Genomic DNA, 25,906 nt, shown 5'->3' with positions numbered 1-25,906 from the left:
TGATTCATTCGCCACCCGTAACGTCTTTTAAAAATAACAAGGAAGGGCCGTAGCCTTTTTGCGGGACTTCTTTTGTCATTTCTTTGATGTATTCCTCGGCGGTGTCCGTAATCGATTCGTATGTGACGTCGGCTTCCACTTCGACACGGAAATCAGATGTGAATGAAACTTCGATCCGTTCCTCATTGCCTCCGTTTTTCTTGACTACATCGCGCACCGTCTGGTTGAATTTTCCATTAGAAACTTTAATTTGATCGTACACAAGTGATTTTAATAAACCATAAGCAGCCATCCTTGGCGTCAGGATATCATTCATCGAATTGATATATGCAATGTCTCGCGCCAATCCTTGATTCCGATATTCTTGAGCCTTTTCGTCAACAAGCTCACCAACTGATTTTCCGTCATCAACCTCTAATTGCAATATCACGTCTTCAGCTTCCGATAGTTGATCGAATGCTTCTATCGCATCCTTCCCGGCATTGACCAACACAGACGTTCCTGCAAGTGCAGCGAGTTGCGTGGCATTTGCAGCTTGTTGCTTCACGGCATACACCTTCGCGATATTCAAAACGATGACGCAAATAACGATTGATGACACCATGATCCAGAGCATGTACACTAGGCCGCTTCCACGTTCGTTATCCACATACTTCACTTCAGCATCACCTTACCTGCAGCCTTAGAGTCAATGGAAACCGACATGGTCGACTTCCACTTTTCGGGGATGAACACAAGAGGATGCCTCGCTGAAATCTTAAAGTCGAATAGCCCGTCCCCACCACCTGATGTTACAGTGACAAGCGGGTTTGTGAGCAGGCTGCTGTCGCCGATCGATTCATTCACAGCATCGACCGCATCCCAATAATCGCCCGTCAAAGCATACACTTGTGCACCGTCGTTCGCCGCGGATTTCAGGCTGAGCACCGCGTAACCTGAAGCAACAACTTGCCACAGCAATAGGAAAAACAGAAAGTAAAAAGGGAGTATGCCTAGGAACTCGATGCTCATCGATCCTCTTTCATTGCGGATGAATTTGAACTTTTTCAGCGTAAACACCCCTTCGATCATTCATGTTTGTTGATTTTGTATGGCACAATGGGAAGTAATTCAATTCTCCAGATACCCTTCCTTCACAAGGGATTTATACGCTAGCGAACTGAACAAGAACAGTAGCCAACAAGCAAATAAATATAAAATTATTGAAATATAAGTCATTGCAAAATCATACCCATGCGTTTCGAAAAATCTTCTTGTAACTCTGTGATCTCCTCCAAAGCCGAAAAGCGTGAGCAATACGGGTACCGCATAAAATGGAATTGCAAGCCATTTCCTTTTATCTGAATCAGGAAAGACAATTGGCACTTCCGTCCGCTGATCGAATCTCGCCAAAAAATAAAAGCCGATGAACAAACCGACCAACAGCAATTGAATAACGATAGTTCCCTTCATCACTTTCAGCAATGGAACTGTTGAAAAGAAGGTGAACGCGTATAATTGATAACTGAGCGTCAGGCGATACGCTTTCTCCTTATTGTCTGGGAACCGGAATGACAATACGATCGGTAGCAACATTAATAAGACAAACACGGCCACTATCCATTTAATGTATTGCTGATCATATTCGGGGATGAGCAGCGCTACAACCGCTGTAAATAAAGGCATCAAATATCCCATTATCATTACTTTGAATGGATTTCCCATTGACCATAGCCCCCAACAAACTTTTCACGTATCATTTACCTGTATGTCCACAAAAGGAAATTACTCCTTCAATTTATTTCTCTTTTATTTGTTCTTCAGCTCCTCGAATTGTTCTTCCGTTAGTGAAAATGGGGTTGCAATGAATAATGCAAATCCTCCGAGCATGTATGCAAAGACAACCAATCCGACATTCTCGTCCACCGATTGAAATCGTAAAATTGCCATGATCGCAATGCCAATGAGGACAATTCCTGCAAGTGCTGTTGGCCACATTACTAGTTGCTTCACCTTACGCGGATTAACAAAGACTTCACCTATCCTCTCTTTCAAAAGGTGTCCTACTAGGAAGAGTAGTAAAGTACCAATGAATAATGGCCAGAAAATCACTGTTCCGTAACTCATTCTTACAAAAGGCATTGTCGTAAAAATCGAGAACCCAATAAGCATCCAATACAGTTGGATGGAATAGTAACGCTTTGTGTCGTGCTTGTATCGATTCCACATCGTAAGTATTCGGAAAACAATTAAAGCCTCCACCCCTAGATTAATAGGGAGCCAAAAGAAAAAACTACCTTCTGGTACGGCACTTGCCGCTATTTAAAAAAAGAGATGCAAGCCAATCGTAAAACCGAGACGTGTTTCTGCTATCGGTTCCGTTGCATTGTTTTGTGTCATCATTGGTCACTCCCCGCTATTTCACGCTCTCACTTCGTCTCCACTTGATTAAATGGCATGCCTTTTGTCCTTCTTAATCGGCCATCAGCTTCTCGATCCGTTCTTGGTCAAGTGAAAAAGGAGTTGCACAAAATGCCATAAAACCACCTATCATATATGAGAAAATACTAAGCCCCAAGTTAGGATGGGCCGGCGTGAACCGCAGAGCAGTCATGATGACGAGCCCTACGATAACGAGGATGGCAAGCGCTTTCGGCCACTTGACGAGTTGCTTTGTTTTGCGGGGATTCACAAATACTGAAGCAATTGGCTCTTTCCATAAATGGCTCAATAGGAATAAAAACACCGTACCGATCAGGAAAGGCCAAAAGGCTACCGAACCATATGTCGCCCTAACAAAAGGCATCATTGCAAAAATAGAAATCCCGGTAATCATCCAATACAACTGGAGGGAATTGTACCGCCTCGGTTCGTTCTTACTATAACGCTTCCATAATAGGAGAAGGCGGAATATGATGAAAGCCTCCACTGTCAGATTGATGGGCAGCCAAAAGAGGAATCGTCCTTCCGGTACAGAGCTGGCAACTAACAGTAAAAAAAGGTGCAAAAAAAATGTAAAGACAATGAGATTATCCGCTTCCACCGGCTTGTTGATGTTTTGTTGTGAATTCATTGAGTCCCCTCCCCTTTGTAGACAAACGCCATTGCTTCGTTCAATGTTGGACCCTTTTTTTCGAGGACGGCTCGTACCGCCTTCTAGAAAGTTTAGCGTTCTCAATCTGCAAAGATATGCGCTTGAGTGTAGTTCCAAATACAATGCCATCTGCGAGGGAAGAATGAAATTCAATTACCCTTCAGCTTCTCTATCCGTTCTTCTGTTAGCGAAAATGGGGTTGCCGTGAATATTGAAAATCCTCCTAGCATGTATAAGAAGATAGCAATCCCCACATTCGGATGCACTGATTGAAACCGTAAAACCGCCATGACCAAAATGCCAATAAGGACAATCCCCGCCAGCGCCGTAGGCCACATGACAAGTTGCTTTAGTTTACGCGGATTTACAAAGACTTCTCCAATCCTCTCCTTCAAAAGATGTCCTAATAAGAAGAGTAGTAATGTGCCAATAAGAAGTGGCCAGAATACGACTGTTCCATAGCTTATTCTTACAAATGGCAATGTGGTGTAAATCGAGAATCCGATAAGCATCCAATACGCTTGGATAGAATAGTAGCGCTTTGTATCGTATTTGTATCGATTCCACATCGTAAGTACACGGAAAACAATTAAAGCCTCCACTCCAAGATTAATGGCGAGCCAAAAGAAAAAACTGCCTTCCGGGAAGGAACTTGCTCCCACTAATAAAAACAGATGCAAGGCAATAGTAAATCCAAGACGTTTCTCTGCTATCGGTTTGGTTACATTGTTTTGTGACATCATTCGTCTATCTCCTCTTTTTCACGACACTCAAGCCTTTGCTATAACTTCCCGATTGACTTTATATTGGATGTAAAAAATATGAAAGAAAAATAAAAGATATTTATTAAACGTAATCGTGGAAGTCCCTTCAATTATTTCTCGGATTCTGAAAGCACTATAATACAACAGGCCGACGAAGAAGAACGTGAAAATAGTATCTATTGACTCCACGTATAAGTATCCTATATTTGAAAAAATGAAGTGGTTGAAAGTGTTCAGAAAGAAAAAGACGATTAAAAGCACTGTAGAAATTGTCCACAAAGTGAAAGGTATATGGTGATTCGGCTGTAATACATTAAGATCCTTTTTTCTATTCAGCAGCCAAAAGCCTAGATAAAAGCCAAGAGACAGTACACTTAACAGAATCATCAACCAAATGGGCACTTTTTTCAGCAATGGCTGTTCACTTTGTTTTTTCGAAGAAACTTCCATCTCAGTTCTCATCTCCTTATACATTGATCATCGTAAATTCTTCTTCCGTATTCCTGTACCGTACTGTTAAATAAATATACAGAAACGGGAAAACAATCATGTTTAATAAGGAACGGATAAGCATAAAGGAAACAATATTATTATCATAGTTCTGCATGAAATATGTCATTCCTGCCCAAAGCAGGACCAACGTAGAAATTATAATAATCAAGTCAACAAAGATTGCAATATTTTCTTCAAATATCTTATTTTTCGCTTGTATAAACATATCTTTCAACGTCGGATAGTCGGAGAAAAACGGATAGATCATCGTGAAAAGCAAAATTAGGATTGTAGGGACAAGCATCATCCAACTTGTATAAATTGCTAAAGTATAAAAAATAAACGAAGTAAATAATAGGGGTCCGAATTGAGTAGCAAAGAAAGTAAGACATTTTTTCAACCCTGCTTTTTCATCGTTTAGATCTTTCAATATCATCCATAAGAAAGGCGGAAGACATATGATGAAGTTGATAATTATGCTATATCCTAAAAAAAACACTGAGAGCTCCCCATCAAATGCAGTACCGAAGTAGATGATTGCAATGAAGATCAAGCTTGTGACAGGTAGAATTACGAGTACCATAAGGAATAGAATATCAAGGAGATTACGGTTATATATATCAAAGATATTTTTAAACATCGGCAAATCGCTCACTTCTATTTTTAATTAACAAAGTAACGGCCGTCACGCTTAATGCAGTAATAACTGCAAAAGAAAGGATCTTATTTATACTAGATGGATTGACAAACATCCATACACCGAAAACGTAGTTAGCAAATAATATATTTAGCATGGCGATAATCAGAGCACCAATATAGGACGCTGTGAATGGAGTTTTGGGATTGAAAACAACAGCAAAAAAACCCATCGTTCCGTAAAATGAAAGCATTTGAATAAGTAGAAACACTGATTGATGTTCAAATTGAATAAGGCCAAGTATAAATGATAACACTACTGAAATGAGCAATGATAAACCAATCGCCTGCAAGAATTTTTTTGTTTCAAACATTTACTCTCACTTCCTTCCACAATAGAATGAAGGTCTGCTGGACAGGCCAACAGACTTCATTCCTCAAGAACCCCAAATGCTCTTCATGTTGCCAAAAAACTTTTTACCAGAATTCCAAATACCCTTGGCCGTCTCAACGGCTCCATCATAAACAGCCTTTACACTGTCCCTCGCAAACTGTTTGACAGCCCTGCCAGTACTAGTGTTTAGCAAGTAAGTAGAAAACAATCCAACGCCTAAACCAACAAGGGCACCTACCGCCGTCCCGACAATCGGGACAGGTACCATAGTTCCTGCAAATGCACCAGCAGCCATGCTACCCGCTACTGAGGAAAGGGCTGTAACTCCGACTCCGATAGCCACGTCAGTAGTAATATCGGCAGCAAAGTCTGTTGAGGCATAACCTTTTTTTGATTTCTCGGGATCCGCGGACCACTTAGTACCAGAGTAGTCAAGTAGACTGTTTGCAGAACTTAGCAGAACATTAACCGGTCCGTTGAGCTTTGCCATATTGGAACGTTTCCAAAAACTTTTTTTGGTTACATTTATAGCGTCATCAACACTGGATTTTGCTGCATCTTTCGCGAGCTGCCACTTGGTTTTATTCTGATTTCCTTCAATGGCCAGTTTTTTGGATGCATGGTAATCATCCAGCAGGTCTTGACCTACTGTTACATGTAGTTTCCGTTTTTTACCGTCAACTGTATATTCTTTGAACTTTTGAAAGTAATCATTCAGGAATGAGTTTTTTAAATATCTCTTCCCCATAATCTTGTAGTTCCCTTTACCATCTGGAACAATATTAAAATTGGCTTGATAGGCTGCAAGTGGACCTATTAATTTCTCACCAAAACCGAACCAGAAAGTCTTAACATCTCTTAAGGCCCCAATCAGATGACCGGGAAGTCCTCTAGAACCATCTGTAGACTTTATAAGAACATTCAACATCGATGGGCCGCCCGCAAATGGATCGCTTTCATCGATTGACCCTATGCTTCCGGAATGCCCATGGTCACTGTCTAAAGTGGGACCACCACCAGTTGTCCCGTCTGTTGGACCGTCTCCTCCTGTCGGTGCTGTTCCGCCAGCCGGTCCTTCACCACCGGTCGAACCTTCGCCTCCAGTCGGACCTTCACCGCCGTTTGGACCTTCACCGCCGTTTGGACCTTCACCGCCGTTTGGACCTTCACCGCCGTTTGGACCTTCACCGCCTGTCGGACCTTCACCCCCGCTTGGACCTTCGCCGCTGTTCGGGCCTTCACCGCCGTTCGGACCTTCACCGCCGTTCGGACCCTCACCGCCGTTTGGACCTTCACCGCCTGTCGGACCTTCACCACCGCTTGGACCTTCGCCGCTGTTCGGGCCTTCACCGCCGTCCGGACCTTCGCCGCCGCTTGGACCTTCGCCTCCAGTAATCGACTCACCGACTGTCGGCGCTTTTCCGTTAAAGTCGGGAACCTGACCGGCATTCGGGGGTTTCCCTCCGGAAATGATGTCCCCCGCCTTAAGGAAATCTCCGTAAGCCGTACCATTCAACGTACTCGGAATTAAAAACAACCCTTTGTTTTCAGCAGTTACGGGAACAATGATAGTTCCAGACGTCAGGGTGAATTTTCCTGTAAAAGGCTTACCATACGTGTAAACCTCTCCAGGGGCCATGAATTCGCCACTCGTAAATGATTCCCCGCCCTTGATCGCTTCGCCGCCGGTGATTGGTTCCGTTACATCAATCGATTTTCCAGCCTTTAACCAATCCGCCATTGCTATTCCAGGTAATACTGTCCATGACAAGATGATTGTCAGCATGAATATGGCGTAAGATTTTCTTAACCGTCTACTATTCAAGTTCATCCTCCTTTCTTAGTCAGGAGTGTTTTTCAAATATTTTTCTTCCAATGCTTTAATCGCCTCATTAAATTGCATTTCATTTGTTTCGCGTAATGATTTTTTAAGTTCTTCATATTCATCATTTATCCATTGATGATATTCCATGTTTCGGTCAGTTAAATATTTATAGCTATCTCTCGTCATTACTTTTTTCGTTTGGTATAAATACTGTAAAGCAAACCCGATTTGCTGTCTTTCATTTACTAATTTACCAAACTCATCTGCACCATACATAAAAATTTCCAACCTATTATCCACTCGCTGGTTTTCAAGTCCGGCTTCCTTATCCTCTTTCCACTTAGCCCACTTTTCCGCAATTTCATTTGTCTGATCTAATTCGTTTTGAAGTGTTTCAGCATCTGTTACGTCTTGATAAGTACCCTCAACCACTTTTGCCATTTCTTTCAACTGTTTTTGCCCATCATTATCCACATTAAAGCCGATAATATTAATAATCGGTGTAATATGGGAATCATACAAAGCTTTTGCGGCCTCAACCGGATCATCATCGCATGTCGATATGCCGTCACTGACAAGATAGACGATATTCGTGTTATTTTCCCCATCAAAATTGGCCAAGTCCTTATGCGCTTCCGTTATGGCAAGCTCAGTCGGCGTCCAACCTGCCGGCTTCACTTGGTCGAGAGATTGTTTGAATGCATTTTTTTCATATGGCTGTATTGGATAGAGCAAGTCACTGCTAGAGCATGACATCGCTTTATCCGTAGAACTTCCAGTCCCTTTATGTCCGTAGACACGAAGGCCGACATTCGCTTCCTTCGGCAAATTTCCGACGAACTGGACGATTGCCTTTTTCGCCGCTTCCATTTGCGTTTGGCCGCCGATATTTTTCCCCATACTTCCAGACCCGTCTAAAAGGACAAGTACATTTAAATTCTCTTTAAATTGCATGCGCGGATTTTCTATGTCCGGATTACCTAATGCCTGGAATTTTATTTTCGCAATAATTTCTTCAGGTCCTAGAAATCCTTGTTGAAAGATTGCTAGCAATTCATTGTAATAGGTATTCAACTCATTATCAGTCGGGTTACCTGAAATATCCGGCAATCCTTCGGTCAATTCATCTAGTTTTTTCTGGTCATTCTCATCGGTAACAGATAAATAGTCTGTATACCCGGACGGTAAAGCCGCTAATTCTGAAAGTGTGCGAGGAAGTGGAGTTGCTTCAACCTCCTTATCATCTTCCCCTGTATCAGTTTCTTCCATTCCAGCTGTATCGATTTCACTATTTTCATTTGACGAGTCAACCAATGAAACAGGTTCTTTCGGATTATTATCCTTTTCCTGTTGGTTGTTGTTATTGCATGCAACCAAAATAGCGACCAGAGATAATATTAGTATGTGTAGTAAAACCTTTTTCATTGGTACATCCTTTCTGTTACAAATTATCCGACCATTCCACTGATTTTATCTATGATAGTTTTAACCAATGTGCCAATTGATGCCTTTTGGTCACTCAAAGCAGTCGAGATAATCCCTAGCACCAAAATGAGCAAAGCCGCAATCCCTAGCCACTCCAACGATTGTGCCCCTTTTTCGTTTTTTACCGGGAACATCAATTTCGTCCAAGCCATCATCATTTTTTCTTTCATCTTCAATTCTCTCCTTGAATAAATGTATTTTAGTTGAATAACTCGAAAATCCCTTTGTTTTGGTTGAATATATTTATAATCATCAAGCCTCCGATTAGGACGAGGGCAGAAGGCAACACGAGGAAAGTAGTTACTAACGTCACTTTCGGTGATGCTTTGGCCGCCTTCTCCTTGATCAATTCTTTCTTTAGTTTCCTCATCTCTTCGGCTTGTTGTTTAAATGTGTCCGCAATCGGAACACCGAGGCGTTCCCCTTGCAATAGTGATTTGATCAGAATTTGGAACTCTTTGCTGTCGTTCCTTTCGAGCAATGATTTGTACGCTTCAGAACGTGGAACCCCTACGCTCAATTCCTGGATGAAACGGCCGAATTCCTCTTTAACGGGGCCTTCGAAATAATGCACGATGTCGCGAAGCGCCTGGTCCATCCCGACTCCCGCCTGCAAAGTGACGCTCATCGTGTCAAGGAAGTCAGGAAGCTGGTAAGAAATCTCCTCCTGCCGTTTCTTCGCCTTTGACCTGAGCCAAAGGACGGTTCCTCCGAACCCTGCAATCGGCATGAGGATTAGCATGAATTGTGAGAACGGAAATCCGAGGATGAATAAAATGCCTCCCATGAAAAATCCTGCGATCAGCATGAAGATTTTCAGCCCTTGAAAACGGGCGACCGTTAATCCGTACGGATATCCGGCTTGTATGAGGAGCTTTTTCACCTCTACGTTTTCACTGAAGAAATTGACACGCTGCCCAAGATCGGAGAAATCATCCGCAAACTTGAACAGCCTTTCCAATACCTTCTCTTTTTTCGACTTCTTTTTGCGGGTCCACGTTTCTATATAGACGGACTCGCCGATTTCTTCACGTAAGTTCCTTTTCTCATTCAAATACACATAGTAAGCTCGCAGGGAGATTCCGATCGTTGCTACAACTAGAAACGTAAATAATGCAATTATGCCATCCATTCATTCACACCCTGATATTCGTAATTTTCCTGACGATGACAAATGTCAGAACGGTCCCGAAAAGGAAGAACGTCAACAGAATCAAACCGATACCTGTAAACAAAGGATCGAGAAAGCCGTCGATGATATTGTTCATCATCAGCACCAAGAAGATCGGAATGACCGGAACGAGTGTGGAGACGTACCGTTGTTCCGCAGTCATCGTCTTCACTTCCTGCTTGAGCAACTTTCGTTCATCGAGCGTCTGGCTCATTTCATCGAGCACGGCGGACAAGTTGCCCCCCGCCTTTTTCTGAATGAGCATCGTTGCTGCGAACAATTGAAATTCCTTATGATCAATCCGTTTCTCCATCGTCCGGAGCGCTGCCTGGAATTCAATTCCTAACGACAGCTCATGCGCCATCCGTTTGAACTCTCTTTTCGCCGGCTCATTGATTTCCTGCGTGACGAGCTGGATTCCTTGATTCAACGTCATCCCGGACCGGGTCGAGTTTGCGAGTATCCTGCATATTTCGGGCAGTTGGTCGATCAGCATCTGCTTCTTCTTGTTCTTCCGAAGCAAGAATAAAAGTCTTCGAGCCCCTTCAATGAGCAGCAATCCAATTAGCAGAGCAGGCATCAAATCCAAATTGAACATGTTGACGAGCATGAAAACGATGCCCATATACCCGACAATAAGAGCGCCAAAGAACTCGGACGGAGTGAATGGGATGTTGGCGTCAGCAAGCTTCGGCTCCAATTCCTTTGCCGTCTCCGTCTCATCGAATTTCGTTCCGATAAGGACAATGACACTCTTCCGCTTTTCCCCGTCGAGGTAAAACTCCTCGACTTCCTTCCGCCACTCTCGCTTCGACTTCCGGTAATCGAGCAGAAAATAGACGGCGATGAGAAAGACGAAGACGGCTGCTGCGGCCACGAATGCTTCTACCATGCCGCAACCTCCTCTTTCACCCTAAAGTCCGACTCATCCATATGGATGCCAAAAATTTCGAGTCTCTCAAGGCAAGCAGGGACTTCGCCGGTTGCCGTGAAGTGGCCGAGTACGGTCCCATCTTCCAGCATGCCGGTTCGCTTGAACTTGAAAATCTCGACGATTCGGAACGTGCCGTCGTCCTCATTTTTCTGCACTTCCGAAATGGAGATGATCTTCCGCGTACCGTCCGTCAGACGCGTCGCCTGGATGATGATGTCGAGCGCTCCGACGATATATTCACGAATGACGGTCGATGGCAGATCCATGCCCGCCATGATGACCATCGATTCGACACGCCGCATCGCATCGGCAGGCGAGTTCGCATGCACTGTCGTCAATGAACCTTCATGACCCGTATTCATCGCTTGGAGCATGTCGAACGCTTCCCCGCTTCGCACTTCACCGACGATGATCCGGTCGGGGCGCATCCGTAGGGCGTTGCGAACGAGGTTGCGGATCGTTACTTCCCCCCGGCCTTCCACGTTCGCAGGGCGAGCTTCCATGCCGACGACATTCGGTCGGTCAAGGCGCAATTCAGCGGAGTCTTCAATCGTGATGACCCGTTCTCCATGCGGTATGGAAGCAGCGACGACATTCAAAAGCGTCGTCTTCCCGGAGCCGGTTCCTCCTGAGATAAGTGTATTCATCTTCCCTTTTACGACACCTTGCAGAAAGCGCGCCATCGTTTCATTCAATGAATTGAACTCTAGCAGATCTTCCATTTGGAATGGCTCTTCCCGGAATTTCCGGATGGAGACCAACGTCCCTGAAAGGCTGACAGGTGCGATGACGGCGTTGACACGGCTTCCGTCAGGCAATCTAGCGTCAACCATCGGGGAGCTTTCGTCAACACGTCTTCCAAGTGGTGCGACAATGCGGTCGACGATATGCCGGACGTGTTCATCATCCCTGAAGGCGACATCCACCATTTCAAGGCGGCCCTTTTTCTCGACATACACTTCGTCGAAACCGTTAATGAGGATTTCCGTGATTTCAGAGTCTTTAATAAGCGGTTCTAGCGGTCCATATCCGACCGCTTCGTCGAGAATTCTCGTGATCAGCAAGTCTTTGTCATTCCTCGAGATGATCACTTTCTCTTCGGACATGAAATGGGAGACGTATTGCTCGATCCGGAGCCGCATTTCACCTTGTGACAATTGCGTGAGCGCCTCCAGATTCGTATCCCTCAACAACCTCGCTTTGTAATGATCGACGAGTTCATCGACAAGGTGATTTTCATACTTGTAATTCGCCGTGTTCTGTTTTGCCAGTTTCTCTTTGCGCCGTTCGAATAAAGAACTCATCCTTCACCACCTCCTACTGCTTTGCGACTTGACGGGCGAATTTCCGGATATCCTTTGCAAAGGGGATCATCTTCCTCTCCTTGGCTTGCTTCCGTACAGGCTGTCCTTGATTGATGAATGATTGAAGACCTTTCGTATCTTGCCTGATGGAAGCGATGATTGGATAACGCAATACATTTTTCAAATCCTTCTGTCTCACTTCATAGTTCTTCGATAATTTATTCAAAGCGATTTCCATCCGGCTCGTTAGCACAAGCCCTAGCCTTTCGGACAGTTCCTCGTATTGCTTCATGACTTTCAAGGATGGGGTGTCAGGCGTAAGGACGTAATAGATTTTATCCGACTCCTCCATCGCCGTGACGACGTGCCCATTAATTGTGGAAGGCAGATCCACGACGACATAATCGAATGTCCGTCTGCACGTCCGCAGCAGTTTTGCGATGAATTCCTCGTCAAGTGTTTCAAGTATTTCAGCATCACAAGGACTAATCAGCACTTCCATTTTGGAATGCTCCTCTGTTTGGGAGACGTTCCGAATGTGACTTTCATTCAACTCCTCGATGACAGGCTGCAAGTCGGCAAGCGAGCGGTTCGATTCTATGGAAAGCAAAGTTTCGATACCTCCGAACTGCCCGTTCAAATCGATAAGAATCACTTCTGCCGATGACTCGAGCTTCATCGTTTGTGCAAAAGATGTTGCAAGCAATGAACAGCCGCTCCCCCCTTTTCCGCTATAGAATGAAACGATTTTCCCTCTTCCGCGACCGAACGTTGTAGTTGCCGACTCCTCATTCTTTGCCTTCTTGGCTGCATAGCTTTTGACGATATTCGGGAATCTGCTTGAGAATAGACCCGATTCTTCCGGAAAGACGAAAAACTCATCCGCTCCTGCTCTCGTCATATTGCGAAGCAAGCCGAAGTCGGATTCATTGGCAATGAACAGGATGAGCGCATTCGGGTTGATGATCTTCAGCATTTGAACGACTTCGACCGATGTATCGGCTTCCGTCTGTCCAAAAATGACGATATGCGCCATCTCCCGATTCATTTCCCTCACTGCTTCATTAGAACGTACACCTATGACCTTCTCCGATTTCGTCTCGGCAATGGTCTTCAACTGCGACATGAGCGCTTCCTCATCAGAAACAATCATAATATTCAATTTATTTTCCAACCGCCTCACCCTTCGATAAGTGACTGTTCACCTTTATTCACCTGAGTCATCAGATTTCTGATCTGAAGATTTTTCTGTTTTATCCGTCGTGCCTTCCTTACTCTCTGCTTCATTTTCAGCAGATCCATCTGTCTGCCCTTCAGACTGATCGCCTGCAGGCTCCTCTTTCAGTTCTTCCTTCCCATTCGACTTATCTAGAGCGTCACCAAATGAAGAAGCCTGCCCGACGTTCGCCTTCAACACACGAATATGCTCTGCGTAATTTTGCATATGTATTAGGCGCGGCGCCTCTTCAGCCGTCACTTCCACCGCGATACCGGAAAAATTGTCATTCGTTCCTTGTGCGAATGCGACCAGCACGTCTTTCATAAAGACCTCGGTCTTTTTCTTTCCATTTTCATTCGTTGATACAATGATATCGACGCGATCCAAAGCCGTCAGCACTTGATCGAACTGAATTTTATCCGTCCGATACATCGTCACGAGCCGATTCTTCGCATCTTGCAGATTCGAAACCGGCTTAATCATGTTTTTCGTAATGATATCCCCTGGATTCAATGGGACGATTGATACTTGATGCTCGAATTCTTCTTCGGAGAGAATATGGCTATCTGTCACGAACTTATTGGGGATATCCATTTTTGTCACTTGTGAAATATCTATTGGTGTTCGGGAAGGGATGGACCCTTTCGCTATGTAAATCGATGTCATTCCACCTAGTTCCGCGTTCAACTCTTTAACTTTTTCCAGCACAAGATAACCTGTCACAGCAGCTAATATGAAGGCCAATAGTAAAAAAATCGCCGCGCGTCTCTTTGCCTCTAACATCCCAATCCCTCTTTCATCCTAAAGAAATCCGGAAACTTTCCGCTCTCTCTTCCATTTGGTAGACTTCTATGTTCATTATTAATATCATTGTGTCGAATGTATGTCAAAACCGTGACAGACCGGCTCGAAACTAGCTATGTCGTTAGTCATTGGACCAAAGGGCAACGCGAGTCAAATAAGATTCCCCAATGTTATTTTCTTTATGGTCCTATAGTGTAAAATAAGGTCGAAATACATATTTCTCTTTGTTGTTCACAACCAATGAATCATTTTCCATTTTTTGAAAGGCTAGAAATAGAGATATTTGATTTCAAGACTATGGTAATGCTAGCTGAGTTGCTATTTACGTAGAATAGGAGGATGGAAGTTCTTATCATTTTATAGGGACGATGATTTATTTATAGTTTTAATTTTGAAGTATGGAAGGTACTTAAAGACGATATTAAAAAGGCCAGAGGAAATCCTCTGGCCTTATTTTCATTATGAAGCTTTTTTCAAATCGTTTGAACCGGCGTTTTGCCAGATCGATCGCACCCATTCAGGATGATCGATGAAAGGGTTCCGATTGCCTTGTAGTTGTTCGATCACATTGTTGCGGTTCATTTCAAACGCATCGACCGGATCTAGCTCATGCCATTCCAAGAGAACAGAAAGTTTGCCGTGATATGGGTTGCTGCCGTTGTTGAGCAGTTCATTCAACTCCAAATCCACACGGTCCCCCGCTTCGTAGCGGGTTGCCATATAGAACAGCATCCGTGCCACGTCGCCTTTCACTCGATCAGGCGGCTCCCAAGAGTTACTGGATTTATAGCAACCATCACAGCCCTTCACCGCACTACCGCCATAGTCAAAATCCAAGTTGCCGCGTGCGCTGTTCACTTGGACGTCGGTCGGACGCAAATGGTGAATATCTGTTCCAGGACCTATGCTTGTGCCGAAGTTCCCGTGCGATTTCGCCCATACGTGCTCCCGGTTCCAGTCGCCGACATTCCCGCCGTTTCGATCTTTGGAGCGGGATTCACCAGAATAGAACAGGATGACGTTGTTCGTATTGTTCGGATCTTTATCCGTCTCCTTCAAAGCGTCCCATACTTGTGCATACGTCAGCTGCCGATGATCGGAAATGATGTCGTGAAGCGCAGCTTTCAGTTCCTGCCCTTCCTTGCCGATCGCATTTTTGTAGTAGCCTTCGGCAGGTATGTCCGCTTTCGTGACAGTGACCGAGAAGCTCACCGTTACGGATTTATTGCCATCCGTTGCTGTCACTCCAACGATATGGCTGCCTTCTTCCAATTGCAACGTTAGGACATTTTTATTTAAATCGACCGTACCTTTTGTTGATGAATACGTCAGCTTATCGCCGTCCGGGTCGCTGAAATGTCCGGAGAGGACGATTGAAATCGTCTCTCCGGCCTTCGCTTCCTGATTAGGAATCGGCTTCGTGACGACCGGTGCATTATTCATCGTCGGCACGCCAATCCGTTTCCCTTTCGAGTTGTAGAAGATGACTTTTGAAGCGTCTGCCCCTTTCACAAAGTCAATCCTCTTAATATTTTCAGCGCCTCTTATCTCGAGCGGATGCGAGCCTTCCACAATTACATGGCCCATCTCCGTCCCTTTCAAATCGACGATCAAACCCTTTTTCTTTGGCTGCAAGATGACGGTATTCGTCTTGAACCCTTCCCCCGTCAACTCGGCATAGTCCCCTTTCAAGTACATGCCGTCTTTCAATGACGATTGCGCATCCATATAGACGGAGACGCTCGGTTCTGAGATCATCACTTGTTTTTTATGTTCATTAATAAGATTGTATACTTTCTTGATTGGAACAGGTTCCCATACAACTGGCGATTCGAAGCCGATCTGTACCATGACCGGGTCATGATCGCTTGCACGTCCCGCCATGTCCGTGAAGTCTGAGTTAATGTGTAAAATGTCGATTTCCGTTTGTTCCGCCAAGTTGTTCGACACTAAAATATGGTCGAGTACTTGCGAGTTCCCTTGATGGACGTACGAATATCGGTCAACCGTTTCGACATGGTTGATCATGTTCGTCATGAGGCTGCCTTCATGGATCTTCAATGCATCTGCAAATTGGAAGTCATTGAAATCTCCGAGAGAGACGATATTTGCCTCAGGATTATCCGATTTAATTTCAGAAATGAAATCATAGACGAGTTGCGCAATCTGTTTACGCTGCGCTTCACTGCCATAAATCGGCGGCTGTGCAGAACCGAATAACGGTGTATCTCCAGTTTTTGAATTCCAATGGTTCACAATGGCGATGACTGACTCGCCTTGGAAATCGAATTGCGCAGCCAATGGCTTCCGGCTGCTATCGAATGCCGGATCATTCGGAGCGATACGTCCCGGGCTGAGCGTCAACTTGCCGTTCTCGTAATGTGTTGCTGTCGTCGCGTCTCCATGCGGAATGCCTTCTGTCAGAGAAACACGGTCAGGGTTGTAAAGGAATCCGACACGGATATTCGCATTCGGCTGACCGCCGTCCGCATTATTGACCGGGTCGATATTGACGTATTCGTACTGGACACCACCTGCATCGACAATTGCTCGGATGAGGCGCTCATAGCTTTCATTTGCGCGGGAATCGCCTGCATTTGGTCCGTTATTGTCCTGCACTTCAGTCACACCGATGATGTCAGGGTTTTGCATATCCTGTACAAATGCCCTCGCTAGTTTCTTCGCTTTATCATCTGTAGTCGTTGACTTATTGTTTGAGAAGTTCTCCAAGTTATAGGAAGCAATCGCCAGCTTGTCCGCATCTTTCACGATCGTCGTCTTCTCTGGCACTGCATCGCCTTTTGAATGCGCTTGTTGCATGTCACTCAAAGACGTGTAAATCTTGTAGTTTTGGAATGAATAGCCGACAACTCCCGTTATCGGTCCAGCGAAACGGTCTCCAGTCGCGACTTCGAATTCACGCGCTGGTCCGTTCGGCTCCAATCGGAATTGGACTCGCTCTGCGTTCTGGTCGTCTTCCTTCAACAGGATGCCGCCATTCACTGTTTCCGTTTTAGCATTTTCGAATACCGTGACGAGGTCGCCGTGCTGTTGAGGTCCGACCGCTTTCACATTGCCGACTTGCACAAGCATTGCTTCACGGCTTTCCCAGAAATCGGCCGCATATTTTGCTGGATCGAATTCAGCGAATTGATGACTGGCAATCTCGTGTTGCGGCAAGTTCTCTTCATGAATAACGAAAGGCGTTGGTAGCGGAACGTTGCGCTCGAGAATTTGCACATTGCCTCCTTGATCATTTCGAACATTGATCTGTGTCGTCTTCAAGTCCGTTTGCTGGCGATCCGCATATCCATCGATTGCATATTCGCTCACTTTTCCGGTGACGGAAACTAGGTCACCGACAGAGAGATTCCAAGCATCCCTTCCACTATATAAGACGATTGCTTCGGACGTATTCAAATTGCCGTCGCGTTTGTCATCCGGGGCTTGGATATGATAATACGTCGAACCGTTCAGTTCGTATTTGTAGGTGACAATCCCTTCGACGCCTTCCACAGTTTGTCCGTCAAACGGAGATGTATGGCCTTCTCCTTGGATGTCATGGATTTGAAGTGCTTCCGTAATCATATACGTGAACGTCAATACGTCGCCGAATCGTCCATCATCCGTTTTCACGACCGCTTTCACTGTCGTATCTTCGTGGATATCGATCGGTGTTGCATACGTCGCACCGTTTTCAATCGGATCGGTTTCATCCAATGTATAGAGGATTTCAGCGCCAGGTGTACCTGTCGTCAATGAAACCTTCACATTACCTACAAACGTACCACTAGATGGGCTCGCAACAACCGGCTGGATGACGGAACTGTCAACGATGACATCAACCGTCGAGCGTGGGATGACCTGGTAATCGTTGTCGAACTGTTGGACGATTCCGGTGATCGAATCATAAGCTGTTCCGACAGTGAGACCTAATGTCGCCGTCTCATCACGGACGATGAATTCACCCGTTCCGTCTGTTGCTGCATAATTTGCCCAGCCGCTTCCGTTCTGAACTCCCGAAAGGATTGCGTTATGGACAGTGACGAGCTGCGATTCTACCGCTTCACCGACTTCCGCTCCTGTAATGATGAAAGGTTCCGGAGTTCCGGCATCTTTCGTAACTTCTACGATTGTCGCCCCATCCAACTGCAGCAACCCGCGGTAATCTGCAAGCTTTCCAGTCAACGTAACTTCATCGCCTACTTGCATATTCAAGCTCGTCGGCCTGACAGCGATTCCGCCCGTTTCGTCCTGTACGGAAATTGTGTTCTTCAACTTGGCGGCAACGGTTCCTTTGATCGTTACGGTTTCCCCAAGTGCCTTTGTTCGTACATCGCCGATCGGGGAAATGTCTCCTGGATCATTCGGATCACCAGGTTCTCCCGGATTGCCAGGAGTTCCATCCATTTCATGCGACCCTAAATAATCAAATGTGTCTTTCGGATAAACGGTCCATTCTTCATCCCGGTTGAATGCATCTCCGGGATTCGAATCCCCGCTCGTAACCGATGCATTCCGCACAAGCGTCACATCCGTCCCCCAATTGGCGCGGACGCCGACTTGACCGAATGAATCGATGACCGTGCCGGCTTTTTTAAGGACGAGCGCATCGTCACCGTTGAAGTTGATGACGCTCACATTCTCATAATCACCTTTGTTCTTTATTTCAGCAACCGCATCTTTATGGTATAAGACATACGTCTCGCCGTGTCCCAACGTACCGGACAATGCCAGCCTTGCAGAAGATGCCGTTGCACCATTTGCATACAGCTCCAACGTATAATTACTCAAATCAACGGCTTGTCCCGTGCCATTATAAAGCTCGATTGCCTTATTGAAGCTGCTGCCCTCCACATATTCGGAAATGAACAGATCTGTTGCAACCGACTCCGCTTTCACAACTGCTGGAATCGAAGGCACAACGAGACTTGCCGCCAAACCGGCAGCCAACAAACCATTCAAACGCTTCCTCCATCTCTTACTCCGCATGAAACCATTCTCCCTTCATCTTTTGAAAATATGGTGCATTTGCGAGTAGGTCGTCTGTGAACCGCTCCCTTTCCATATTAGATTAATAGATAACCAGGTTTCATACTAATCGTATCACTGCATAAATGGCATGACCATGCGACTTTTTGCAATATTTAGCAACTTCACAGTCGAACTTTTGACATGTATTTTATTGATGGGTTTGTGAGATTAGGCGCACTAGTCGTATTGCATGCGTGATGATTGTGTTGCGCTTGTATTTCATTCCACAAAAAAACTCCCCAGCCCAATTGGACCAAGGAGTTCCTTTTATTACACAATGATGACAAGCTCTTTTACTTCCTCTACACCTTTACCATCAACAATTTCCTGTATTTCGGAGCCGTCCAATGTCTCTTTCTGGAATAAAACATTGACCAATTCCTCAAACTGCGCGGCATTTTCTTGGATGAGCGTCTCCGTTTTCTTCAATGCCTCACCGAAGAGCGCCTGCATTTTCAACTCTTTTTCGCCTTTGTTGAACGTCAGAGTGAATCCATCTTGAAGCAAACCTGTGTCTACCATCCGTTCGATGATTTCCTTCGCTTGCTGTACGTCACCGCTGACGCCGATGCTATGCTCGCCAAGGTAAAGCCTTTCCGCGACGCCACCCGCGAGAATCATGCTCACTTGATCGAGAAGTTCGCTCGCCGTCTGTAAATGGAGCTCTTTCTGGATCGGTGCTACATAGCCTAACGCTTGTCCACGCGGAATGATCGTCGCTTTGCGGACAGATCCCGGTTTCGTAAGCGCTGCGATGAGTGCATGCCCTGCTTCATGGATGGCGACCCTTCTTTTCGTATCAGGATCATTGAGCGTACGCGATGTACTTCCGAGGATTGTCCGGTCGATCGCGAAATCGAGGTCTCCTTTGCCGATCTCTTCGCGGCCGTCACGGATTGCCCGTTTGCTCGCCGTTTCGAATAGAGAGCTGAGCTCCGCGCCGGAAAAACCTGATGTACTTTCGGCCAATACATCTAATGATGCATACACTTCTTCCGCCAACAGACGGCCTTTCGTATGGATGTCGATAATTTCTCGACGGCCATGCGTGTCAGGAAGCGGCACATTGAACGTGTAATCGATACGACCCGGACGAAGGAATGCTTCATCGAGCATATCTTTCCGGTTTGTCGCCGCGATGAAGAGAATTCCTTCATTATCGTTGCCGCCGTCCAACTGGACGAGAAGCTCAGTCAATGTCTTCTCAGATTCCTCACCGCCATGTTCTTTCCGTTTGCCGGCAAGTGCATCGACCTCATCGATGAAAATGACGGCAGGACGTTGCTTGCGTGCATTTTGGAACAATGTACGTACTCGTGAAGCACCGACTCCGACAAACAGCTCCGTGAAGGCGGAACCGCTCGACGAATAGAATGTTGCTCCGATTTCACGGGCAATCGCTTGTGCAAGCAATGTCTTCCCGGTTCCCGGAGGCCCGTAAAGAAGAATGCCTTTCGGCGCCTGGATTCCGACTTGCGTTGCACGTTTCGGATCTTTAATGATTGACAGTGTCTGGTGAATCTCTTCCTTCATCTCTTCCGGAAGACCGCCGATATCATTAAGTGTAATTTCAGGAAGCGGAGTCGCCTTGGAAGCACCGTTTTTCATCGTAGAAACGCCGACCCCCAACTTCCCTTTCTTATGAAGGATCATCAATGTCAAAAACGATGCGAGTATTAAACCACCTACGATCAAACCATTGTATTGGCCACCATCGGCAAATGTATATGAAATGTTATATTGTTCAACTAATTGTTCTGCAAGTTGGCTTTGCGGACGGACTTGCGTTACGTATAGCCCTTCTTCCGTCTGTAACTGCAATGTGCCATCTGCCTTTTCTTTCAAGGACAATGGCTGTCCTTCTTGAGCCTGGATCGTCTTCTCAAACTCTGAAAACGACACATTCATTCCTTTATTTGCACCCGAGACATACCATCCGACACTTGCTGCTATTCCAATGACCAAAACGACAAGGACGACAATCTTCGTTGCAAATTTTGAATTCGGCTTCAAGCCATCCCCAACTCCCTTAAGAAAGATACTATTATTATATAAGAAATAAAGACGATTTAACAAGAAGAAAGATGTAGAAATAATGACAATTATATTGCGATAACTCGCTAACTAGAGGCTTTTATGCGAACCTCTCATTTAATTCCAGAATAAAAATATTATATTTTGTCAAATGAAGATATTTCCTCCAACGACAAATCCGAAAAATGAAGCAGGTTCTGTCGAAGTTTGTTTAATTCCCGGGAAATATTATTGAAGTCATCTACATTATCCGCCACTTGCCAAGCGCCTCCATCCATGTTATAATCAATCAGTTAACGCCATAGTAACTTTTAATTTGACATGGCATTCTACGTACTGTTTTTGAGGACACTTATTCACACTGGCGCGGCTAAAGGGTCGCAAGGACGCAAGAGTCGGTAGGGCTTGCGTTGCTTAAGGATAGAAGACACCCAGTGGAAAATGACCGCGGCATTGATCATTTTCATTAGAATCCGGATCACGGATCTTAAGATGGACATAAACTTCAACAATAAAAGTTACTATACAAAAATAAGGGTTGCTTCTCATCATGAGAGCAACCCTTTTCCAATTTAATGAATGCGTTCTTCCGTTTCAGCATCGAAGAAATGTGCTTTTTCCATGTCGAATGCGAGCGGGATTGTATCCGACGGACGGATGGATGTGTCGGAATCAATCCTTGCGATGAAGTCGGAACCGTTCAATGAGGCGTATAAATACGTTTCGGCCCCCATCAGTTCCGCCACTTCGATTGTCGCTTGGAACGTCGCCTGTCCATTCGATTCGATGTCGGAAGCATTTGTATAAATATCCTCCGGCCGCACGCCGAGAATCATTTCCTTCCCAGCATACCCTTTTCCTTTTAGCATCTCGCCCTTCGCTTTCGGAATGAAAACGGTCGTGGCCCCTATCGCAAATCCCTGTTCCGTCATCGTCCCTTTGAAGAAGTTCATAGCCGGTGAACCGATGAAACCGCCGACAAATACATTTCTCGGGAAATCATATACGTCCTTCGGTGTTCCGACTTGCTGGATAAATCCGTCTTTCATGACGACGAGTCGCGTCGCCATCGTCATCGCTTCCGTTTGATCGTGTGTCACGTAGATCGTCGTCGTCTGAAGACGTCTATGCAGCTTTTGGATTTCAGCACGCATTTGTACACGGAGCTTCGCGTCCAAATTGGAGAGCGGTTCATCCATGAGGAATATTTTCGCATCCCTCACGATTGCCCTACCTAACGCGACACGTTGACGCTGTCCGCCCGACAATGCTTTCGGCTTGCGGTCCAAATAATCCTCCAACCCTAAAATCTTGGCTGCTTCCTGAACTTTCGTGTCAATGTCCTTCTTCTTCACTTTGCGAAGCTTCAAACTGAACGCCATATTTTCGTAGACGGTCATATGTGGATAAAGCGCATAGTTTTGGAACACCATCGCAATATCCCGATTTTTCGGAGCTACTTCATTCATCCGCTTGCCGTCAATCTCAAAATCGCCTTCCGTTATATCTTCCAATCCCGCAATCATGCGTAGTGTCGTCGATTTGCCGCACCCGGAAGGACCGACGAACACGATGAATTCCTTATCCTCTATATCCAAATTGAAATCTTTGACGGCGATAACACCTTTGTCATATTCCTTCGTCAAATTGGTCAATTTCAGTTCAGCCATACATTCTCCCCCCTCAATTACTTCTATGACTTCAATCTCCTACATCATTCACGGCAAAAGCTCACCTTCCCTCTGCAAATGGTCGCTTGGACTTGAAAGTCGGCATCCATTAGCACAAGATCGGCATCCTTTCCTGCCTCAATGCTTCCTTTTCGGTCAAATACGCCTAACCGTCTTGCGGCATTGGTGGATGACATTCTTATCAAATCCAACAAGCCGGAACCTATATCCCGCATCATCCGAACCGCTTCGTCCATTTTCAAGACGCTGCCAGCTAATGTCCCATCCGAAAGTGTCGCTTTCGCACCGACGACCTGTACGTCCTGCCCCGCTAACGTATACGATCCGTCCGGCAAGCCTTTCGCCCGCATCGAATCCGTAATGAGGATGATCCGTTCGGGTCCGATTGTTTTATTACCGAGAAGCAACATGTCTTCAGACAAATGGATTCCATCCGCAATCACTTCGCAATGGAGTTGCTCCAGCAAGAAACCGGCACCAACCGCCCCGATTTCCCGATGATGCAAGCCGCTCATCGCATTGCCGAAATGAGTCAGATGTGACAAACCATGTTCGGCCGCCTCCCTGATGTCCGCGAAAGACGCATTCGTATGTCCGCCTGAAACGATGATGCCACGTTCTGTGAGCCGCTCGGTCATCTCAAGTCCCTCGTCACATTCCGGAGCAAGCGTCACGATTTTCAAATGGTCGAGATCTTCGCCGAACCATCTTTCTACTAATTCAAATGAAGGCTTCCGTATAAATTCCACCGGCTGCGCACCTGCTTGTTCCGGATGGATGAATGGTCCTTCCAAATGGAACCCGAGCATTTCAGCGCCGGATTCATTTAGCTCCATGAACCTTCTGCCTGCATCGACGGCTTTTGCAATGTCGCCATCCGATTGCGTCAACGTCGTCGCCAGGAATGAAGTCGTCCCTTCCTTCGGCAACGCCATTGCAATCCTTTCGATTGAACCGTTGTCACCGTCCATGAAATCGGCTCCATTCGCCCCATGGATATGAATATCAATGAAACCGGGAAGCACGAGACAACCTTGACCGTCCATCCGCTCTCCCGTAAAGTCTTTCATTAATGCATTGGAAACAGTTGCAATCTTTCCGTTCTCTACAACGATTTCTCCTTCGATAATGCTTCCATCCGGTATGGCGATTTGGATGTTATGAATAAGCAATGATGTCAAAGCTCTCACCTCCCGGCTTACTTTTTCCGTTTCTTGAATGTCTCGTTCCGGATTTCATCAATCGCTTCGCGAGTCGCATCCAAATAAGTAATTGTTGTATCGAATTGCTTTGAGGCAACTGACATGAAAAGGATGTCCATGACGTGCAACTGGGCAAGTCTCGAGGATGTCGCTCCGCTACGCAAGTTAGCTTCCTTCGCCGGCGACGTATGCAACTGGATATCCGAAACCTGTGAAATCGGCGTCTGGCCGAATTTCGTCAAACTGATCGTCGTCGCCCCGTTCGCTTGCGCAAGCTCCAGGATTTTCCCCACTTCAAACGTCGAACCTGAGAAGGAGATGCCGACGACGACATCCTTCACGTCGACATTCGCCATAATCGTCGCCCCCATATGTAAGTCCGTGCTGACGGTAGAGGCTTTATGGATCCTCAAAAACTTCTGTTGTGCATCGATTGCGGCAATCCCGGAAGCCCCGACACCGAAAAAGTGGATATTCTTCGCTTTGACAATCGTGTCGACAGCCCGTTCCAATTGTTTCGGATCGAGCAATTCCGCTGTTTCAAGCAACGTATGGACAGCCTGCTCCGTCACCTTCTGGATTGTCGATCCTACAGGCTCATTCGGCTGGATATCCCGCGTCGTAATTTCTAGCTTACGGCCAAGATCGCCGTTGATGCGCAATTTAAATTCCTGGAAACCTTTCAATCGCAATGATTTGCATAGCCTCGTTACGGCAGCACCGCTCGTTTGGCTCACGTCGCCGAGTTCCGAAACAGTCATCGTCACAATGTCTTGCGGGTTCGCCAGTATATAATCAGCTATTTTCTGTTCCGAAGGAGGGAGCAAATGCCTCATTTCTTTCAGCAGCACTAAGCCGCCGCTCGCTATCGCCAATTCCATCCCTCCAATTTCTTCAATCCGCCAATTCCTTCACCATCACATGGAATGTACGGTATGTCTTGAATCCGTTTTTCAAATATAAATGACCAGCCGAGCTCTTCTCACTCGTCCAGAGGAACCAAGCTCCTTGGATCGTTCGTTTCTTCATGGAATGAAGGGCTTCATGCAATAAAACCTTCCCGAGCCCTTTTCCTTGCTCGCTCGTATCCACACCGAAAGGTCCGAAGCGTTCCCGGATCCCTTTGTAACCGCCATACATTGCAAATCCGACGATGTTTCCATCCTTCTTTGCGATGAGTATTTGGGAAGGATCAAGTCCTTGCAATAAACCTTCGCGGATCGCCCGCCCCCAGTCCGGATTGAAGACGGTATTCGCGAACCGGATGACAGCGGGCAGATCACCGTCCTGTACAGCTTCAAATATATATCCTTCCCGCTCCCGATCAGCCTTCACAGCCTTCACGGCTTCTGGATATACGTAATCCGTCAACGTCCTGTGCATGGCGACCGGCGAATAGGCGCGCCGGAACCCTTCTTTCAATAGGAAGTCGAAACCGGATGGATAGGCTGCCTCGTCGATTCCCGGAAGGAAATAATTCGGTGCGTAGGAAGAGAAGAACACTTTCTTCGCCCCTTGTTTGCGGATGTAATCACTTGCCCTCACCAATAATCCGTGGCCGATTCCTCTTCTTTCGAAATCGGGATGCACCATGAAAAAGGTGATCCATCCGGTATCCGGTTCAAGATCGGTCCCCATCATCGGAAGCTTCCGGGTGATGGCCAATATCGCCCCTACAATCCGCTCTCCGTCAACTGCGACAATCAAGCCTTCCGGGTCGAAGTTCGCATCGAGCAGCACTTGTGTTAGGAAACGCTTTTCATTGATCGGATCGTGTGCGAGAACTTCATTCCACAACTCAACAATCCCAATTTCATCCCCGCTTTGAAACGTACGGTACATCG

22 protein-coding genes are annotated in these 25,906 nt (G+C 46.0%); all 22 read right to left on the bottom strand.

The window, feature by feature from the left end:
- Positions 1 to 4: 4 nt before the first annotated feature.
- The 22 genes from NIT04_RS03725 to NIT04_RS03620 all read right to left on the bottom strand — a co-directional run bounded on the left by NIT04_RS03725 (position 5) and on the right by NIT04_RS03620 (position 25,904).
- On the bottom strand, positions 5 to 658 hold the full coding sequence (locus NIT04_RS03725; protein ID WP_252502262.1) for a pilus assembly protein TadG-related protein: 654 nt from the start codon (positions 656 to 658) through the stop codon (positions 5 to 7).
- Positions 655 to 1,011 (bottom strand): pilus assembly protein, encoded by a 357-nt coding sequence (locus NIT04_RS03720; protein ID WP_252502261.1) that lies wholly within the window; start codon positions 1,009 to 1,011, stop codon positions 655 to 657. The genes NIT04_RS03725 and NIT04_RS03720 overlap by 4 nt, the downstream gene beginning before the upstream one ends.
- A 99-nt stretch (positions 1,012 to 1,110) precedes the next feature.
- Entirely contained in the window at positions 1,111 to 1,704 is a 594-nt protein-coding gene (locus NIT04_RS03715) for a hypothetical protein (protein WP_252502260.1), read from the bottom strand.
- 84 nt (positions 1,705 to 1,788) lie between these two features.
- On the bottom strand, positions 1,789 to 2,034 hold the full coding sequence (locus NIT04_RS03710; protein WP_252502259.1) for a hypothetical protein: 246 nt from the start codon (positions 2,032 to 2,034) through the stop codon (positions 1,789 to 1,791).
- A gap of 418 nt (positions 2,035 to 2,452) precedes the next feature.
- The gene (locus NIT04_RS03705; protein ID WP_252502258.1) at positions 2,453 to 3,052 is read right to left on the bottom strand and encodes a hypothetical protein; all 600 of its coding nucleotides are present in this window, start codon (positions 3,050 to 3,052) and stop codon (positions 2,453 to 2,455) included.
- Between the two features lie 170 nt (positions 3,053 to 3,222).
- Entirely contained in the window at positions 3,223 to 3,816 is a 594-nt protein-coding gene (locus tag NIT04_RS03700; RefSeq protein ID WP_252502257.1) for a hypothetical protein, read from the bottom strand.
- 487 nt (positions 3,817 to 4,303) lie between these two features.
- Positions 4,304 to 4,969: a hypothetical protein gene (locus NIT04_RS03695; RefSeq protein WP_252502256.1), complete on the bottom strand. Its 666-nt coding sequence runs from the start codon at positions 4,967 to 4,969 to the stop codon at positions 4,304 to 4,306.
- Positions 4,962 to 5,339 carry a hypothetical protein gene (locus NIT04_RS03690; protein WP_252502255.1) on the bottom strand — a complete coding sequence of 126 codons (378 nt, stop codon included), beginning with the start codon at positions 5,337 to 5,339 and terminating at the stop codon, positions 4,962 to 4,964. The genes NIT04_RS03695 and NIT04_RS03690 overlap by 8 nt, the downstream gene beginning before the upstream one ends.
- Positions 5,340 to 5,402: 63 nt before the next feature.
- Positions 5,403 to 7,184: a hypothetical protein gene (locus NIT04_RS03685; protein WP_252502254.1), complete on the bottom strand. Its 1,782-nt coding sequence runs from the start codon at positions 7,182 to 7,184 to the stop codon at positions 5,403 to 5,405.
- Between the two features lie 15 nt (positions 7,185 to 7,199).
- Positions 7,200 to 8,609, bottom strand: coding sequence for a VWA domain-containing protein (locus tag NIT04_RS03680; protein WP_252502253.1), 1,410 nt, complete (start codon positions 8,607 to 8,609; stop codon positions 7,200 to 7,202).
- 23 nt (positions 8,610 to 8,632) lie between these two features.
- Positions 8,633 to 8,839 carry a hypothetical protein gene (locus NIT04_RS03675; RefSeq protein WP_252502252.1) on the bottom strand — a complete coding sequence of 69 codons (207 nt, stop codon included), beginning with the start codon at positions 8,837 to 8,839 and terminating at the stop codon, positions 8,633 to 8,635.
- Between the two features lie 29 nt (positions 8,840 to 8,868).
- The gene (locus NIT04_RS03670) at positions 8,869 to 9,801 is read right to left on the bottom strand and encodes a type II secretion system F family protein (RefSeq protein ID WP_252502251.1); all 933 of its coding nucleotides are present in this window, start codon (positions 9,799 to 9,801) and stop codon (positions 8,869 to 8,871) included.
- Positions 9,802 to 9,805: 4 nt separating this feature from the next.
- Complete coding sequence (locus NIT04_RS03665) at positions 9,806 to 10,732, bottom strand: type II secretion system F family protein (protein WP_252502250.1); 927 nt, start codon at positions 10,730 to 10,732, stop codon at positions 9,806 to 9,808.
- A complete protein-coding gene (locus tag NIT04_RS03660) occupies positions 10,726 to 12,078 on the bottom strand; it encodes a CpaF family protein (protein ID WP_252502249.1) in 1,353 nt (450 codons plus the stop codon). Before NIT04_RS03660 ends, NIT04_RS03665 begins: the two co-directional genes overlap by 7 nt.
- A 13-nt stretch (positions 12,079 to 12,091) precedes the next feature.
- A complete protein-coding gene (locus NIT04_RS03655; protein ID WP_252502248.1) occupies positions 12,092 to 13,261 on the bottom strand; it encodes an AAA family ATPase in 1,170 nt (389 codons plus the stop codon).
- Positions 13,262 to 13,285: 24 nt separating this feature from the next.
- Entirely contained in the window at positions 13,286 to 14,080 is a 795-nt protein-coding gene (locus NIT04_RS03650; protein WP_252502247.1) for a flp pilus assembly protein CpaB, read from the bottom strand.
- Between the two features lie 480 nt (positions 14,081 to 14,560).
- Complete coding sequence (locus tag NIT04_RS03645) at positions 14,561 to 19,066, bottom strand: endonuclease (protein WP_252502246.1); 4,506 nt, start codon at positions 19,064 to 19,066, stop codon at positions 14,561 to 14,563.
- 339 nt (positions 19,067 to 19,405) lie between these two features.
- Positions 19,406 to 21,148: an AAA family ATPase gene (locus tag NIT04_RS03640; protein WP_252502245.1), complete on the bottom strand. Its 1,743-nt coding sequence runs from the start codon at positions 21,146 to 21,148 to the stop codon at positions 19,406 to 19,408.
- 593 nt (positions 21,149 to 21,741) lie between these two features.
- A complete protein-coding gene (locus tag NIT04_RS03635) occupies positions 21,742 to 22,839 on the bottom strand; it encodes an ABC transporter ATP-binding protein (protein WP_252502244.1) in 1,098 nt (365 codons plus the stop codon).
- Between the two features lie 44 nt (positions 22,840 to 22,883).
- Entirely contained in the window at positions 22,884 to 24,041 is a 1,158-nt protein-coding gene (nagA, locus tag NIT04_RS03630) for an N-acetylglucosamine-6-phosphate deacetylase (protein WP_252502243.1), read from the bottom strand.
- Positions 24,042 to 24,058: 17 nt separating this feature from the next.
- Positions 24,059 to 24,943, bottom strand: coding sequence for a MurR/RpiR family transcriptional regulator (locus NIT04_RS03625; protein WP_371922491.1), 885 nt, complete (start codon positions 24,941 to 24,943; stop codon positions 24,059 to 24,061).
- A gap of 13 nt (positions 24,944 to 24,956) precedes the next feature.
- Positions 24,957 to 25,904, bottom strand: a complete 948-nt coding sequence (locus tag NIT04_RS03620; protein ID WP_371922490.1) for a GNAT family N-acetyltransferase — start codon at positions 25,902 to 25,904, stop codon at positions 24,957 to 24,959.
- Positions 25,905 to 25,906: the final 2 nt, after the last annotated feature.

The organism is Sporosarcina sp. Marseille-Q4943, from assembly GCF_943736995.1.
GTDB lineage: Bacteria > Bacillota > Bacilli > Bacillales_A > Planococcaceae > Sporosarcina.
This window is presented reverse-complemented; position numbering and strand designations above follow the sequence as displayed.

Excerpts from the sequence above, each read along its gene's own strand:
- NIT04_RS03700 (WP_252502257.1), bottom strand. The coding sequence starts at position 3,816 with ATGATGTCACAAAACAATGTAACCAAACCGATAGCAGAGAAACGTCTT.
- NIT04_RS03675 (WP_252502252.1), bottom strand. The coding sequence starts at position 8,839 with ATGAAAGAAAAAATGATGATGGCTTGGACGAAATTGATGTTCCCGGTA.
- NIT04_RS03625 (WP_371922491.1), bottom strand. The coding sequence starts at position 24,943 with ATGGAATTGGCGATAGCGAGCGGCGGCTTAGTGCTGCTGAAAGAAATG.
- NIT04_RS03620 (WP_371922490.1), bottom strand. The coding sequence starts at position 25,904 with ATGTACCGTACGTTTCAAAGCGGGGATGAAATTGGGATTGTTGAGTTG.
- NIT04_RS03690 (WP_252502255.1), bottom strand. The coding sequence starts at position 5,339 with ATGTTTGAAACAAAAAAATTCTTGCAGGCGATTGGTTTATCATTGCTC.
- NIT04_RS03670 (WP_252502251.1), bottom strand. The coding sequence starts at position 9,801 with ATGGATGGCATAATTGCATTATTTACGTTTCTAGTTGTAGCAACGATC.
- NIT04_RS03665 (WP_252502250.1), bottom strand. The coding sequence starts at position 10,732 with ATGGTAGAAGCATTCGTGGCCGCAGCAGCCGTCTTCGTCTTTCTCATC.
- NIT04_RS03705 (WP_252502258.1), bottom strand. The coding sequence starts at position 3,052 with ATGAATTCACAACAAAACATCAACAAGCCGGTGGAAGCGGATAATCTC.
- NIT04_RS03635 (WP_252502244.1), bottom strand. The coding sequence starts at position 22,839 with ATGGCTGAACTGAAATTGACCAATTTGACGAAGGAATATGACAAAGGT.
- NIT04_RS03715 (WP_252502260.1), bottom strand. The coding sequence starts at position 1,704 with ATGGGAAATCCATTCAAAGTAATGATAATGGGATATTTGATGCCTTTA.
- NIT04_RS03680 (WP_252502253.1), bottom strand. The coding sequence starts at position 8,609 with ATGAAAAAGGTTTTACTACACATACTAATATTATCTCTGGTCGCTATT.
- NIT04_RS03720 (WP_252502261.1), bottom strand. The coding sequence starts at position 1,011 with ATGAGCATCGAGTTCCTAGGCATACTCCCTTTTTACTTTCTGTTTTTC.
- NIT04_RS03650 (WP_252502247.1), bottom strand. The coding sequence starts at position 14,080 with ATGTTAGAGGCAAAGAGACGCGCGGCGATTTTTTTACTATTGGCCTTC.
- NIT04_RS03695 (WP_252502256.1), bottom strand. The coding sequence starts at position 4,969 with ATGTTTAAAAATATCTTTGATATATATAACCGTAATCTCCTTGATATT.
- NIT04_RS03660 (WP_252502249.1), bottom strand. The coding sequence starts at position 12,078 with ATGAGTTCTTTATTCGAACGGCGCAAAGAGAAACTGGCAAAACAGAAC.